This window comes from Gemmiger sp. An120 (assembly GCF_002160955.1).
GTDB lineage: Bacteria > Bacillota > Clostridia > Oscillospirales > Ruminococcaceae > Gemmiger_A > Gemmiger_A avium.
On record NZ_NFLN01000006.1, the window covers coordinates 86191 to 101511 of the forward strand.

Sequence of the window (15321 nt, forward strand, 5' to 3'; positions counted from 1 at the left end):
TATTGATTCTATTATATCATAGTATTTTACAAATAGCTAAGAAAGTCGTATCCTATCTTGCGGGAGGAGATAGCGATGCAGACTGAAACAAAACCGAGCGGCAAAAACAAATATTGGACCCTGTTCCTTTCTACTTTGACCATCAGCGCGTTCACCTTCGGCGGCGGCTACGTGATCGTATCCCTACTGAAGAAAAAGTTCGTGGACGAGTTGCACTGGCTGGAAGCGGATGAGATGCTGGACCTGGCGGCGATCGCCCAGTCCTCGCCGGGTGCGGTGGCGGTCAACGCGGCCATTCTGGTGGGTTACCGGACGCTGGGCCTGCCCGGCATGGCGATTGCGGTGCTGGGCACCATCATCCCGCCCTTTGTGATCATCTCGCTGATCTCGCTGTGCTACACCGCCTTCCGCACCAACCCCATCGTGGCGGCGGTGCTCAAGGGTATGCAGTCCGGCGTGGCGGCGGTGATCGCCGACGTAACCGTGAACCTGTCCCGCAATGTGCAGCGGGAAAGCGGCGTGATCGGGGTGCTGATCATGGTGGGCGCGTTCCTGGCATCCTGGATGTTCAACGTGAACGTGCTGTGGATCATCTTTGTATGCGCGGTGTACGGGCTGGGTTCCACCTGGCTGCGGCTGCACCGCAGAAGGGAGCGGATGCTGTGATGCTGTACTGGCAGTTGTTCGTCAGCTTTTTCCAGATCGGGCTGTTCAGCTTCGGCGGCGGAATGGCGGCGGTGCCGCTGATTCAGCAGCAGGTGGTCAACGGCCACGGCTGGCTGACCATGAGCGAGTTCACCGACCTGATCACCATTGCCGAGATGACCCCCGGCCCCATCGCGGTGAATTCCTCCACCTTTGTGGGGATGCGGGTCGCCGGGATTCCCGGCGCGCTGGTAGCCACCTTCAGCTGCATTGCGCCCGCCTGCCTGATCGTGTCCCTGCTGGCCTGGCTCTACTTCAAGTACCAGAACCTGGCCTACATCCAGGGCACCCTGGCGGGGCTGCGGCCCGCGGTGGTGGCGCTGATCGCCTCGGCGGGTGTGAGCATCCTGAGCCTGGCGGTGTTCGGCGACGGTGTGGCCAGCGCGGCGGCCTTCAACTGGCTGGGCGCGGGGCTGTTTGTGGCGGCATTCGTGGTGCTGCGGCGCTGGAAGCCTGATCCCATCCTGGTGATGGCAGGCAGCGGGATCCTGGGCGGCGCGTTGTATTTACTTGCGGGAGGTGCGGTATGATTTTGCTGATTCGGCCCGCGTTGGGCGGATATAAGATCAAGAACAAGGAGGGCACGGCTCTGGCGTCCATCCGGCAGCAGAAGCTGCTGGGCCCGGCCAAACTGGTGTTTGACCAGGCAGGCCCGGTGTATCACACCGATGTGCACGAGGCCAGCGAAGAAGGCCGGTACGAGGTGATGGACGAGGGCAACCACGTGGTGGTCAGCAGCGACCTGGTGTTTGAGCCGGAACCGGCGGGCGGTTCCATGACACGGCCGCCCCGGGCAGACCGGATGGTGCTGCACACCGCCCACTTTGGCGAGTGGGAGGTGCTGCACCAGCGGGACCACAGTGTCTTGTTTGCCCACGACGGCACGGTGCTGGGCAAGCTGAGCCCCTTCTTTACGGTACGGCCGCAGGTGTTTGCCTGCTCGGACAAATTCTCGGTAACCTTCTGGGCGGCGCTGTATGTGCTGGCCTACTATATGGTGCACGAGGACGAGATGGTACTGGTATAAACGCAAAAACCACCCGGGCAAAAGAGCGTTGCCATAAGAAAACATGAAAAAACCCAGTAAAATCAATGTTTTTTAGGGCAGCGGAAAACGGGGCAGGTCAAAACAACTGAATAATCAGGCAGAAACAGGGTGTTGTCAAGCATGACAGCGCCCTTTTCTGTTTCCCCGGCCAAGCCGCAGATTTTGAAAAAAGTCTGCGGCTTTTCTTTTTGCCCAAACGCAGAAAGGAGGCGACGGCCTATGTACTTCACTTCCGGCAGCGACCGGGCCTTTGAACAGCTCATGCAGGGCAAGCCCGGTTTCGACCACTACGACAGCGGCGAGGCGGTCACGCCGGAGGACTGCGGCACCTGCCGCTTTTATCGCCCGCACTGGAAATATCAATTCTGCGTCTATGCGGAATGTCCCTACCAGCCGGGCAAGCTGACCGCCTACGACGCGGTGACATTTCGAGTGAAAGGAGTTGAGAACATGGCAGTATTCCGTGTGGAGCGCAACAAGGGCTACACGGTGATGTCCAACCACCACCTGCGGAACAAGGACTTATCCCTGAAAGCCAAGGGCCTGTTATCGCAAATGCTCTCCCTGCCGGAAAATTGGGACTATACGCTCAAAGGCTTATCCCTTATCAACCGGGAGCAAATCGACGCGATCCGGGCCGCAATCCGGGAGCTGGAACAGGCCGGGTACATCGTCCGATCCCGTGAGCGCGACAGCCAAGGGCGCTTGCGTGGCGCGGACTATGTGATCTACGAACAGCCCCAGCCGGTGCCGGATTCACCTACGTTGGAAAATCCAATGTTGGATAATCCAACGCAGGAAAAGCCTACGTTGGGAAAACCAACGCAATTAAATAAAGATATATCAAGTAAAGAAAAATCAATTACTGATGTATCAATTACCGATTCCATTCCTATCCTTTCCCGACCCTCTCCTTTGGAGGACGAGGCGGCACAGCCGCCGGAACGGAAAGGAACGGGAGCGAAATCACAGAGCGCCATAGAGATTTATCGTGAGATCATCATGGACAACATCGAGTACGAACACCTTTGCCAGCACGCCAAGGGCATTGACCGGGAAACGCTGGACGAGATCGTGGACTTGCTGGTGGAAACCGTGTGCAGCGCCCGCAAGACCATCCGTATTGCCGGGGACGATTACCCGGCAGAGCTGGTGAAATCCAAGTTTATGAAGCTGGACAGCAGCCACATTGAATTTGTGTTCCAGTGTTTGAGCAAGAACACTTCGGAAATCCGCAACATCAAGAAATACCTATTGGCTATGCTGTTCAACGCCCCCAGCACCATGAACGGTTACTATACCGCACTGGTGGCCCATGACATGAACACCGGCAAAATCTGAAAGGAGGACGGCCCTATGAAACAGGGTGCATTGATCTTCGACGAGCGCAGCGACCGTTACGACATTCGCTTTGATCTGGCGGACTACTACGGCGGCCTGCACTGTGGGGAAACCTTTGACGTGATGGTGGGCGGCAGGTGGAAGCCCACCCGCATTGAGTACGGGGACGACTGGTATCTGGTTGGCATCCGTGCCGACGACCTTTCCGGCCTGCGGGTGAGGATTTAATCGGGGACAACCGGCGCAAGCGGCTGTCCCTTTTCTGTTTCCTGCGGCGGCTGACGGTGCCACCTTAACCGTGCCGCCGCACTTCTGCGAAAGGAGGGATAGCGATTGCAGGAGGAAGTAACCCAAAAGACAATGGCCTTTTCCATCAAATCGGCCAAGCTGACGGCCCAAGTGCTGCAAGCGGCGGCCCGCAAGTTTCTGGAAGCCAGAAACAAGGGCAAGACCAAGCTGCACCACGGCCAGCAGAGCTTAAAGCAGCTCAAAAAGCACGGGGCGGCCCTGTCCAACATTGAGATCACCGACGCCAATATCGGCCTTTTCCGGCCCTGCGCCAAGAAATACGGCGTGGACTTCACGCTGCGGAAAGACGCCACCACCCATCCCCCGCACTACATTGTGATTTTCAAAGCCAAAGACGCCGACAACATGGAACAGGCGTTCAAGGAGTTCACGGCCAAGAAATTGCAGCGGGAGGAACGGCCCTCGATCCGCAAGGACATTGCCGCAAGCAAGGAAAAGGCGGCAGTCCGCAACGCTGACCGGGCCAAGGAGAAATTCAAGGAAAGGGGGCTGTCACGATGAAGCCGGAAGTGAAAAAGCTGATAATCGCCAACCTGCCCTATCTGCTGTTTGTCTATCTGTTCGGCAAGCTGGGGCAGGCGTACCGGCTGGCGGAGGGCATCGACCTTTCCCAAAAGCTCCTGCACTATGCGGACGGCTGCGCGGCGGCCTTTGCCAATGCTGCCCCCAGCTTCAACCCCTTTGACCTGCTGATCGGCGTCGCCGGTGCTGTGGCGCTGCGGCTCATGGTGTACTGCAAGGGCAAGAACGCAAAGAAATACCGCAAAGGCGTGGAGTACGGCAGCGCCCGATGGGGCGGCCCCAAGGATATAGCCCCCTATATCGACCCCAATTTTGACAACAACATTCTGCTGACACAGACGGAACGGCTGACAATGAACAACAGGCCGAAAGACCCCAAGACCGCCCGCAATAAAAATGTTCTGGTGATCGGAGGCAGCGGCAGCGGCAAGACCCGGTTCTTCGTGAAGCCGAACCTGATGCAATGTGTGTCCAAGGACTATCCGACCTCTTTCGTGATAACCGATCCCAAGGGCAGCTTGATCGGTGAAGTGGGCCAGCTCCTTATCCGCAGCGGCTACCGCGTGAAAGTGCTGAACACCATCAACTTTTCCAAGAGCATGAAATACAATCCGTTTCGGTATCTGCACTCGGAAAAAGACGTGTTGAAGCTGGTAAACACCCTCATCTGCAACACCAAGGGCGAGGGTGAAAAAAGCGCGGAAGATTTTTGGGTGAAATCGGAACGGCTGTTCTACACGGCCCTGATCGGCTATATCTGGCAGGAAGCGCCGGAGGAAGAAATGAACTTCACGACGCTGCTTGAAATGATAAATGCCAGCGAAGCCCGCGAGGACGACCCGGAATTTCAATCGCCGGTGGATATGATGTTTGAGCGATTGGAGGAACGCGACCCCGACCATTTTGCCGTCCGCCAGTATAAAAAATTCCTGCTTTCGGCGGGCAAGACCCGTTCCTCAATCCTTATCAGCGCGGGCGCGAGAATGGCCCCATTTGACATCCGCGAGGTACGGGAGCTGATGGAGGACGACGAACTGGAACTTGACACCATCGGGGACGAGAAAACGGCGCTGTTCCTGATTATGTCGGACACGGACACCACCTTTAATTTCATTCTGGCAATGGTGCAGAGCCAGCTTATCAACCTGCTTTGTGACCGGGCCGATGATAAATACGGCGGGCGGCTGCCGGTTCACGTCCGCATGATTCTGGACGAATTTGCGAACATCGGCCAGATACCCAATTTTGACAAGTTGATCGCCACCATCCGAAGCCGGGAAATCTCGGCTTCTATTATTTTGCAAAGCCAGTCACAGTTAAAAGCCATTTACAAGGACGCTGCGGAAATCATTTCCGACAACTGCGACTGTACGCTTTTTCTTAGTGGGCGGGGCAAGAACGCCAAGGAAATCTCTGACGTGCTGGGCAAAGAAACCATCGACAGCTACAACCAGAGCGAAAACCGGGGCGCACAGACCTCTCACGGATTGAATTATCAGAAGTTAGGAAAGGATATGCCATACTTGTTGATGAAGAGTTCAGCTGCCTTGAATTTGACATGAACAGGGACACGATCAGCTGGATTCGGAGAAAAATCGAATACAGGAGGTCGCTTATGGAACACTTACCGAAGAAAACCAGTGAAAACGGCATCGGCTATACGTTGGTCGGTGACTATTATATCCCCGACTTACAGCTGCCGGAGGAAAACCGCCCCATTGGGATTTGGGGTCGTATGCACAAAGCCTATCTGGAGCAGTTCCATCCAATCCGGTATAATGACCTGATCTTGACCGGCAAACTCTGGACATATCTGAGCGATTTGAACGAGCAGGCACAGAACCAGCTGGATTGTATCATTACCCAGATGAAAGAAACGGAAGAAATCACTGAGGAATTGAAAGTCCAGGATCAGATGACATGGGTCAGGGCAATGAACAGCATCCGCAACCGGGCGGAGGAAATCATCCTCCGGGAGCTGATCTACGAGGAGGATGCTGTATGAGAATCTTGGAAGAATTCTGGTATGGAAATATTGAGCCAACCGAGTACGATACAACAGCCTGTAAAGAATACAATGAAATTCTCCGCTTGATTACCCGGAATGAAGAAAAACTTCTGGCTACCATGACGGATGAGCAGAAGGAATTGTTCTCACGGTACACAGATTGCGTCCGTGAACATCGAACCATAGCAGAGTGCCTGCTGTTCCAGAGCAGCTTTAAGCTAGGGGCCAAGATGATGGCTGAAGTAATGGAAGAATAATTGAACATAAACGGCAGCGTCCATCGGTCGTCAGAAATGATCGATGGGCGCTATTTCGTGTTGATTACTTCAGATCTGTTTCAAGATATTGGCTATAGGTATAGATATTATCAGTTCCAACCAGTTTAGTAAGAAAAGCTCTGAACACTGCATCTATTGGAACCGACACAAAGAAAAACAATCTTTTTTTGGGTCTTGAGCAACAAACATAAAATAGGTTTCTATTTCTTTCATAAGAAGCTTGCTTTCCTTCGGGAACATTAGAGTGTCCTGTTATCATCGGTGCATAGGTTTCAAATTGATATAGATTCCAACCTTTGCTGATAACAAAGACAATATTGTCATATTCTTCGCCTTTAACGCCATGTTCAGTGGAAAACATAGCATCAGGAAACAAAAAATCGATTGCTGCGGTAAATTGCAGGTAGTCCAATTCTAAAAATGACTGAATTGAAGCATTAGAAACATACACTGTGTCTGGCGCTTTCTGATATAGATGATACCATCCATCCAATTTTGGGGGAATAGGAATCAATTTGGTCCGCTTGATTAACTCAAATACATCAATTGCTCTTTTGGTGCGAGCATCTTCCAACTGCTGCTGTAGCTCTTTCCACTTGACTTTTTCGGATTTTTTCTTAATGGGAAAGCGCTTAATTCCGAGTGTATCAAAAAGCAACTGCATATTTGAATCTTTAAGTGCTTTATAGATTGGCTCAACAGTATCCATAAAAAACAGAAGGAACGGATCTTCTTTATCTCTCAGCCCGTCAGCTAAAATTTCTAAAAGTTGTTCGTACCCTTGCTGCGTAGCGAGGACCTTATGCGTTATCATTAGAACTTTTAGATCATCCTCTTCGGATGATTCACGCTTGATCTTCTCTGTGACATTACTTAGACGATTCTTTAATTCTTCCGCAGGTAATTCGCCTTTTAGATTGCGTTCTGTCCGGCGAGGGCCAGTATAATCGTCACAGGTGATTACAATCACTTCTCCGTCAAAATCATCTATTGCAGATGTTTGGGGTAAGTCAGGCCGCAAATCATTTAAAAGCCGAACAATCCGTGGTGCAGATCTGAAATTTGAGCCTTTCTTGATAATTGCGAGGTTCTCATTTTCAATTAGACCACAAGCCTTGTTGGATTGATAAATGGTTTGCCAGGCATCACCAAAAAAACCGAACTGAGGGCCTTTTTTCTCTGCAATAAAGAAGTTAATAAAGCGATCAATGATCGGTTTATAGGAATCTTGATACTCATCAATTAAAATCAAAGGATACTTGTCTGCGAATACACGCCGGAATTTTGCATTATCTAAAAGCCGACAAAAGAGCTTTAGAACGTCATCGTGGTATAAATATTGAATTCCATTTTCCTTGTAACGATGCCCCAAGGTATATGTAACTTCTTTGACCTTGAAAAAATCTCCTTCATCTGGCAAGAAGTCAGGATCGCTTGTGACAATATCAATGAGAAAGCTTTGATACTGTTTGATAGCGTTCCATGCAAAGGAGTGGATTGTCGATGGAAGAATAAATGAATTTTTTGATAGTCGTTCAGCAATCACATCCACCGCAGCATTTGTATATGTAATGCAAACTACAGTTTGTTTCTTTCGGCGATACTCCGTCCACTTATTTGCCTGAATCCATTCAATGGCTTTGTTCAGCGAATATGTCTTACCTGAGCCTGCACCAGCCTCCACACGAAAGCTAATCCCATTCTGAAGTGCTGAAATGATTTGTTCATCTACTTTATCGGCTTCAGCTTTTGCAAGGTCGTAGTTTGTCCTTTTGTATTCTTCACTCACGAACTTACACCTCCTTACTCAAGCACCCGTTGGTCATTGAGCCACACCAGCCCATCTTTGATATAGGCTGGAATAGCATAATCCTCACATTCACAAATGAGATTAAGAGCAAAATCTGTTTTACTCTTCCCTGAAAACTCAAGATCGTCTTCAGTAGGAGTATCCCCCAATTCATAATGTGCACGGTTGACATTCCGAATTGCTTCTTCCAAAGAATGTCCGCACAACCCGTTCTCTGTTGTTTGGAATTCAATGTGACATTTGCATCGAGTTTTATCAGCAGGAGACATCGATGTAATATCAGTTAGAGCGATTTGAGTATTATCATCCGCTGAAAGCCCTTTGTTCTTCCGGACCCACCATTTTAGAGTTTCATTAGATGTTGTTTCACCGCATGAAACCGGAACAGACTTATAATATATTCTCCCGTTCGCACCTTTTTGACCAGACACAGAGTCCAAATCAGTAAGAATAAGGCATGGGATACCCAAAAACTCAGCGAACGGAATAAATTTATAGGCATACGCACCGCCGATTTCAACCAAGGCATAATACTGAGCAGGTAGTTTATATTCCCGAGAATCAAAGTCCCCCGCTTTAGCGCATTTATCGATTATGTCGGGCAACAACAAACGTTCTGACGCCCCTTCAACAAAGATTGCTTTATCTGCAAAAAATAAATCACACTTGGTTAGAGTAAGATACTTTCGGATGAAATCAGTGTTAGAAGGATTCTCCTGAGCAAACGTATTTAGGTTCTTATAAATAACACCGGCCTTTGTTTTTTGCGCATATCGAATTTTAGAGAAAACCATTGTGTTCGCAATGTGAGCAGAATGCGAAGTTATCAAAGTTTGAATCCCTACAGAAGTAATTTTCGCAAGAAACGCTTCTAAGTACTCTGCAAAGGCGTGTTGCATCTGCGGATGCATATGAGACTCTGGTTCTTCGATAAAAAGCAACGGTATACAGGCGTCCCCACATTTTTCTACCTTTTTGGCGAATGCTGCAAGAAGAAATTCCATTTTGATTAAGTTTTTATATCCCAAACCATTATAGGTACTGGGGAGTCGCTCTTTGCTTGTTCCAGCAGTATAAGAAAGTTGTGTTTGATTCTTTATCTGGTCATCAATGCTTAGTTGGGTTGTAACTCCTAACTGTAGTTCTTCTCCATTGGGATAACCAAACCCAACTGCTTTACTAACCAGAGCACTTAGGATGCTATCGCTTTGTTGTTGCACATTTTTGTTGGCGTTTTCAACAATAGCTCGAAGTTCCTTAACTTTTTCAGAAACACTTGGATCTAATTCGTCTTCACTCATATCAAAGAAATCGGAGATAAGAGAAGACAAAGAATTGTCTTGGGTTCCGTCTTCACCAAGGCGGCGCTCTGCCTGAATAATGTGAAATGGAAACAATTGGGCCAACTCTGTCAGCTTTTTACTCTGCTTTTCTTCTGGTTTTTTTGGATTTATCGCATAAATCGTCATTTCAAAAAGCTTGTGGAAATTGCTTATAATAGCATTATGGACATCATCAGCAGGAGAAAAGCTCCCATTTTCATAATAGTTTGGCTCTAGAATTTTCCAAATACCTTTCTCGTCCGCTTTCAATTTGTATTCGGCACGAATCAACGCTGTAGTGGTATCCACATCTACATCAATGATAAACGGAGACAATGCGCCTAAGTTATCCTCCGGGTCATCCAGGGAATAGTCCACAAGGAACTCTATAGATATTGGTTCCAGCCGTTCACATAGATCTTCAAAAGCAATTTCCTTTGCCATGAACGAAGCAATATTAGCATATAGATTTTCTCTTTTTGACAACGGGTAATCATTGAAAGAAAACGGAGTTCCATCCAATACTTTACCGATGCACTCAAAGCACGAGGTTTTGGCAGTATTATTGCGTCCCACAATTAAGGTTGTTTTCGAATCAACTTCCAGTTCAGCATCAATAAGCAATCTGTAGTTTTTTATTTTTATCTTTGATAATCGCATGCCAATTTCCTTTCTGATAGCACAGGTATATGATGTAAGTGCTATCGGGATTGCCCTTTGTACACAAAAAGATTTTTACAAGCAAAAACGTCCAGGATAGTATATTTCCAAAGACTGCAATAGGTCATGACCATTCATAATTGTCACATTCGTAATACGAGCTTCATCACGTCCTTCAGGAGTAAAATCGGAAGTTGTAATTACCCAGGCCCTACTTGCATTTCGTGTGCGCATATAGCTATGGACACGCTGGATAGGTGTGGAGCCAATATTATTGCCCTGACGATACCTTTTACATTGGATTAATTCATATTCTCCGTGAATATTGGTAGCAAGGACATCAACACCTCTATCTCCAGAACGCCCAATGACTTCTGCATGCACAAAACCTCTCCGAACAAAATAGTCCGCAATCAATCTTTCAAAGTCATAAGGGTCCATTGTGCACAAATGCTCTCGACCATTAGTGTCATAATCGGTATTGACTGTATTACGAGCAAAAAATTTCCCCTGCTCGGGATCTTCTACAGCATAAACATTCAGCAGTTCTGGAATTAGTCTATTGGCGGTGTGCAATTGATTGATGATTTCTCGACTACCATTTTCCATGAAGGAAGAAAGGTGAATCACATACTCTTCAAAAGTAAAACCTTGTCCATTAGCTGTTAATTCTTCAATTACAACTGGAGCAAACTCACGAAGTCTAATTTCAGCATTCATCTCACGGTTCATCAGAGTATATGGAGATAGGCCAGTCAATCGATACTGTGCACCATTTCTTGTTGTAAACCGATCTAAGGTTCTTCTAATTTTGGTTTCATACATCGGATGAGCTAATCGCATCAATTCACATCTACGCAATTGAGACAAGAACTCCTGATTAAACTGAGTAATCACAAATGGATTGCCTTGATCTGTTGCAGCACTTGTAGCGGCTAAGAAAACGAGTTCGTCAATATCAGTTTCGCCCTCGTACCATCGGCGCTCGCTTTCTTGTAGCTTCAGGAAAATAAAGCATACATCATTTTTGAATGTCCAAGCAGCAGAAGCCAATGCCCGCATTGAAGGATCTGAAATTCCCGCAGAAATAGTTAGAAGTGGCTCAAAACCATGACGTCGCCCAAAATCCTTCAGCTTGTTAAGATCGCTGACCCAATCTCGTTGTTGCGGCCTGAAATATAACACCATAAATCCATGGTCATCAACAATCCGATTCGCTTCAATAAATAATCGTTCAATATCGATAAGAAATTGATTTTTACTATGCTTATCAACTCTGGAGGGAGCATTGCTAATCACGACTTCGTTGTGAAGTCTGTCATCATCGTCTTTTAACGAGTACCCCATAAGCGGATGGATTCTTTGGGCGTGCTCAAAGTATTGAGCGTTATCACCATATGGAGGATCTGTCAGAAGAAGATTGACTGTGTTGGGCAGAATAGTATGCAGAAAGCGTCTATAGTCCATAGAACTTACTTCTAACAAATTTGAGTCAAAGTCTTGCGCAGCGATATAATTTCTGCGTTCTTCCAGTTTCTCCAAAAATCTATGATATAAATTGGTCTCCTTTAGGCGATTTTCAGGGCAATGATTATCTTGACTCTTGCTACGATAGTCAGTGTATTTTCCGCAGTGTGCAATCGAAATAAAAGTATCTTCAAAGAAGGCACGTGTAGCATCCGGAAGTTCAGCAATGGCATCCTTAAGTGTCATCAATGCAATTTGCTGACGCTTGGAGAATAGATTTTGATATGCCGTATACTGTGGGGCTGTAAAATTCAATCGAGAATTCTCGATCAACTCTACATGGGGAAAGTTACAAGGCATAGCCTCCACTTGGAGGCGCACGGCTTCATCAAAATCATCATAATGTTTTTCTGTGCAGCCACAATGACATCTATATCGTCTATTTCTAAAAATTACATTTTCGCCATTTGCTCCAAGGCGTTCGTGTTGTGTTGGATGGTAGTACTCAAGCGGTTCACGGTCAAAGAATAAACCATCAAAAGACAACTCAGCTCCACAGTTTGGACATCTTGTTTTATAGATGGCGTTCATAGTAGGTTCTACCCGCTGCGCAATAAAACGCAAAGCTGCACAATATTCCTCGGAAGACGGAACACCACGAAACGGAGCAGTAGACATTTTATAGGCGTACGGCTCCCACTCATTAAATCGCACATGACGACCAGCATCAAGTGCAGCGTATGCAAATGTACCAGACCCGCCAAAAGGATCTACGACGAGCCCATTCTCATCCGTGAGATTCTTAATCAATGTTCTTGCAATAGTGCGGCTCTTTCTACCAATGAAAGGAAAAATCTGCTCCGATTGATCTCGAGGCTGCCTATTGAGAATTGTGCTTTGCAAGTGAATCATTCGCTGGCGCAGGTTTTCCTGTTCTGCGTAATCTAATAACCAATACATTACTTGCACCTCCATAACCCATCCTGGAACACGAAGAAATCATTGATGACATCGACAAAAGATTTATATTTTGTCGACAGAATTTGCAGGTATCCGCGTTCAAAAGATTCTTTGAGCATACCACAATCGTACAGATCTTGAGATGTTACCTCTTTACGTTCTGCAATGATTCTCTTTGCGCATTCAACCGCAAGCTTTTTTGCCTCGTCTATAGTTCCATTAAATTGTGGCGCTTCACTGATTGCTCTTTTCTGGAATACAACGATATAGTTACCATCAAGCGTGCCTTTAGGAGTCATAATTGTTTTAAAGGACTTTCTTGGTGTAGCACTTGGAATCTGACCACAATATGCCAAACCGTGTTCCTGCATCGTCTTGAGAATATCGCTCCACGATTTCAAATCAAACGAGTGATAAAACATTATGAAATATCCGTTTGTTTTCAGGGCAGGAGAAATGCGACTAAGAATTGCCTCGAAAATACGATTGAAATCGTCACCATCCTTATTTCGGCTTGGGGCATCAGAAACGACCAGTTCGTCTTCTAATGACTCGTCCGTAAATCCTTGCCATCCCATCACTTTGTACCAAAGCTGGTTATACTCGAGATACGGAACCTGATCTGTATAGGGAGGATCGGTCAAAATTAAATCAACAGATTCGTGTGGAAGTAGATCTATTGAAATGTTCTGTGCAGGCATATTCTTGAGAACTATATTTTTCTCATCAACAAAGCTTTTACATTTTTCGCTAAGATATGTTAAACCTTCCTTAAAAGCAGTCGCTTTTTGTTCTATTATCATGACAGCATTTCTTGAAGTAACATCCTTTTGGGGAAGCCAATATGGCATCTGACTGGATGCCTTTTTATCCGATAACTTAATCAAATTAATTGCCGACGAAACAAGCAATTCTAAAATATCGTAGCAATAACTGTTTTGATGCGAATGAAGAATACCGATTATTCGGTCAATTGCAACCAGATTTCTATTGCAGAAATAACTATACACTGTCGCATTAGGTTTAATAGCAATTCGGGAGTTAGGGATCAATGCCTGATCTTCAATATTTTGTTTATCGTTGTGTTTAAACATCTTATACTGCACGATAAATTCACTTGATGCAACTGCTTTTTTTCTGCCAGTTAACTTCCCTTTTTTTTGTAATTTATACCAATACATTGTCGGAACAAGTTCTGCACCATATCTATCAAAATGGCATCTCTCTAATATGCGATTTTCATTCTCTTCAACAAACATATATAGAGGATTGCACGCAGAACGAACTTCCTCGCAGAAAGAATCAATCTCAATTTCAACTTGGTTCAGGTCCCATCTCGACAGAGATGTTTTACACAGCTTATATGCGAGAAGATTGATATCTGTACCGATAGCTTTCCGTCCGAGCTTGCTTGCCTCAATGATGGTAGTACCAGAACCAAACATAGGATCATAAACACATCCGTTATCAGGACAAAACCGTTTGATTATTTCAGAGACAACATTATAAGGTTTACGTGCCATATAGTTGTGCATAAAGCCAGCGGGGTTATCAACGATTGGTTTGAGTTCTTTGATCACTAACAATTTCTCATTCACGTCATGGACGAACTCCTTAGGACGACAAATGAAAATGTATTCATCAACCTTGGATATCGAACTGCGACCTTGTTTTGAATGGCTAAGTTCTACTTTTTCAATTAGAACATCATATTGTTTTTCAGCCAATGTTTGCAGATCGGTAATGTCTACGATGGAATTATCGGAGTAACTAATCATTAACCAAGCCCCAGCTGTGGCACATTTTGTGATAAGCGTCTCAAATGCTCCTAAAGCTTTAGCTTTTTTACCAAAGTCTGATACCCGTCTGTCTTCTCTATATCTACCAATCGAAAGTTCATGCGTCTGGGGATTAATAGCCATTGCTGGATAATCGTATAAGCACAGTGTATTTAGCACGTGGTAGTATCTGGAATAATGCTCTTTGAAATAAGGGGGATCAGCGTATACCAGAGTGCTTTTGTTTAAAACAACAGAATCTAAGCATTCAGAAAAATCAAGGTTATGACAATCAAATGTTGTGTATTCTTTTTTGGAGCATAATCCGGATTTCCGGTACTCTTTCATTAATTCCTTACACTCTTCAATAATGTTGATTTTTCGTTTAGTAAGCAAATTATTGCATGTTGATTTGCTTTTCACTTTTAAGAACTGGGCAAAATGTGTTGTTGTAGAAGCTGCTGCGCTCATGACAGACATTAGGACGGTTAACAGAACATTTTTGGTATGTTCATCCATTACCTGTTCAATGGCGCTACGCAACGCATCAATTTGACAACATTGTGCAATGCCAAAGTAAGCATTAGCAAAGTAAGTTAAAAATAAGCAGGGAAAGTCGAGAGCAGGCTCATTCCCTGGAATTACATGTGAAACCAACTCTGTAAGTTCTTTCATTCGGGGATCGTCGCTATGAGGTTCAAATACAGATGGTGTTTTTTCGCAAAAGGTCTGATATAGCTTATAGTCTACGTTATCAACAAAAAAGGTTTTTTCTGCGAATAGAGCAGTTGATACTTTTTCTTGCAGAAGCATATATTTTTGTTCTACAACTGCCCAAAATGAAGCTTCTTCTAACTCGGAAAAATTACATCCGTTCAATATAGCCTGGTTAATGATATATGCGTAGTACTCAATGTCGTTGCTAATGACATTTTTATATGACTTAAGAGCATAGCCAACAGAACCTGTTCCTGCAAATAGATCAACAACGGTTTGAATTGACTTATTCTTAATTATTGGATCACATATATGAGAAATGATACGTGCTTTACTTCCCATATATTGAAGTGTAGAAATTTCGTTATATTGATTCATTCTATTCGCCTCAATGAT

Annotated in this window: 12 protein-coding genes and 1 pseudogene; 9 read left to right on the forward strand and 4 right to left on the reverse strand. The window is 45.9% G+C overall.

Going from position 1 to position 15321, the window contains the following annotated elements; all coding sequences use genetic code 11:
* Window positions 1-75: 75 nt before the first annotated feature.
* The 9 genes and pseudogenes from B5E65_RS07055 (at window position 76) to B5E65_RS07095 (ending at window position 6190) form a co-directional block, all read left to right on the forward strand.
* Window positions 76-666 carry a chromate transporter gene (locus B5E65_RS07055; protein ID WP_087171071.1) on the forward strand — a complete coding sequence of 197 codons (591 nt, stop codon included), beginning with the start codon at window positions 76-78 and terminating at the stop codon, window positions 664-666.
* Window positions 666-1235: a chromate transporter gene (locus tag B5E65_RS07060; RefSeq protein WP_087171072.1), complete on the forward strand. Its 570-nt coding sequence runs from the start codon at window positions 666-668 to the stop codon at window positions 1233-1235. The genes B5E65_RS07055 and B5E65_RS07060 overlap by 1 nt, the downstream gene beginning before the upstream one ends.
* Complete coding sequence (locus B5E65_RS07065; RefSeq protein ID WP_087171073.1) at window positions 1232-1732, forward strand: hypothetical protein; 501 nt, start codon at window positions 1232-1234, stop codon at window positions 1730-1732. Before B5E65_RS07060 ends, B5E65_RS07065 begins: the two co-directional genes overlap by 4 nt.
* A gap of 240 nt (window positions 1733-1972) precedes the next feature.
* Window positions 1973-3094, forward strand: coding sequence for a DUF6017 domain-containing protein (locus B5E65_RS07070; RefSeq protein WP_087171074.1), 1122 nt, complete (start codon window positions 1973-1975; stop codon window positions 3092-3094).
* Window positions 3095-3109: 15 nt separating this feature from the next.
* Entirely contained in the window at window positions 3110-3322 is a 213-nt protein-coding gene (locus B5E65_RS07075; RefSeq protein ID WP_007047432.1) for a DUF5348 domain-containing protein, read from the forward strand.
* A gap of 105 nt (window positions 3323-3427) precedes the next feature.
* Entirely contained in the window at window positions 3428-3904 is a 477-nt protein-coding gene (locus B5E65_RS07080; RefSeq protein ID WP_087171075.1) for a PcfB family protein, read from the forward strand.
* A pseudogene (locus tag B5E65_RS07085) lies at window positions 3901-5442 on the forward strand (VirD4-like conjugal transfer protein, CD1115 family); the annotation flags it as partial. The gene B5E65_RS07080 and the pseudogene B5E65_RS07085, both read left to right, overlap by 4 nt.
* A gap of 98 nt (window positions 5443-5540) precedes the next feature.
* Window positions 5541-5930 carry a TnpV protein gene (locus tag B5E65_RS07090; protein WP_087171077.1) on the forward strand — a complete coding sequence of 130 codons (390 nt, stop codon included), beginning with the start codon at window positions 5541-5543 and terminating at the stop codon, window positions 5928-5930.
* A complete protein-coding gene (locus B5E65_RS07095; protein WP_087171078.1) occupies window positions 5927-6190 on the forward strand; it encodes a DUF6809 family protein in 264 nt (87 codons plus the stop codon). Before B5E65_RS07090 ends, B5E65_RS07095 begins: the two co-directional genes overlap by 4 nt.
* Before the next feature lie 64 nt (window positions 6191-6254).
* Here the strand turns inward: B5E65_RS07095 and B5E65_RS07100 are convergent, their stop codons facing one another.
* The 4 genes from B5E65_RS07100 to B5E65_RS07115 all read right to left on the reverse strand — a co-directional run bounded on the left by B5E65_RS07100 (window position 6255) and on the right by B5E65_RS07115 (window position 15303).
* Window positions 6255-8000 carry a UvrD-helicase domain-containing protein gene (locus tag B5E65_RS07100; protein ID WP_087171079.1) on the reverse strand — a complete coding sequence of 582 codons (1746 nt, stop codon included), beginning with the start codon at window positions 7998-8000 and terminating at the stop codon, window positions 6255-6257.
* Between the two features lie 14 nt (window positions 8001-8014).
* A complete protein-coding gene (locus B5E65_RS07105) occupies window positions 8015-10003 on the reverse strand; it encodes an ATP-dependent nuclease (protein ID WP_087171080.1) in 1989 nt (662 codons plus the stop codon).
* Between the two features lie 75 nt (window positions 10004-10078).
* Entirely contained in the window at window positions 10079-12430 is a 2352-nt protein-coding gene (locus B5E65_RS07110) for a restriction endonuclease (RefSeq protein ID WP_087171081.1), read from the reverse strand.
* Window positions 12430-15303, reverse strand: a complete 2874-nt coding sequence (locus B5E65_RS07115) for a DNA adenine methylase (protein ID WP_087171082.1) — start codon at window positions 15301-15303, stop codon at window positions 12430-12432. The genes B5E65_RS07110 and B5E65_RS07115 overlap by 1 nt, the downstream gene beginning before the upstream one ends.
* Window positions 15304-15321 lie beyond the last annotated feature (18 nt).

Coding starts and splice junctions, on each gene's coding strand:
- B5E65_RS07055 (WP_087171071.1), top strand. CDS start 76: ATGCAGACTGAAACAAAACCGAGCGGCAAAAACAAATATTGGACCCTG.
- B5E65_RS07060 (WP_087171072.1), top strand. CDS start 666: ATGCTGTACTGGCAGTTGTTCGTCAGCTTTTTCCAGATCGGGCTGTTC.
- B5E65_RS07065 (WP_087171073.1), top strand. CDS start 1,232: ATGATTTTGCTGATTCGGCCCGCGTTGGGCGGATATAAGATCAAGAAC.
- B5E65_RS07070 (WP_087171074.1), top strand. CDS start 1,973: ATGTACTTCACTTCCGGCAGCGACCGGGCCTTTGAACAGCTCATGCAG.
- B5E65_RS07075 (WP_007047432.1), top strand. CDS start 3,110: ATGAAACAGGGTGCATTGATCTTCGACGAGCGCAGCGACCGTTACGAC.
- B5E65_RS07090 (WP_087171077.1), top strand. CDS start 5,541: ATGGAACACTTACCGAAGAAAACCAGTGAAAACGGCATCGGCTATACG.
- B5E65_RS07095 (WP_087171078.1), top strand. CDS start 5,927: ATGAGAATCTTGGAAGAATTCTGGTATGGAAATATTGAGCCAACCGAG.
- B5E65_RS07105 (WP_087171080.1), bottom strand. CDS start 10,003: ATGCGATTATCAAAGATAAAAATAAAAAACTACAGATTGCTTATTGAT.
- B5E65_RS07110 (WP_087171081.1), bottom strand. CDS start 12,430: ATGTATTGGTTATTAGATTACGCAGAACAGGAAAACCTGCGCCAGCGA.
- B5E65_RS07115 (WP_087171082.1), bottom strand. CDS start 15,303: ATGAATCAATATAACGAAATTTCTACACTTCAATATATGGGAAGTAAA.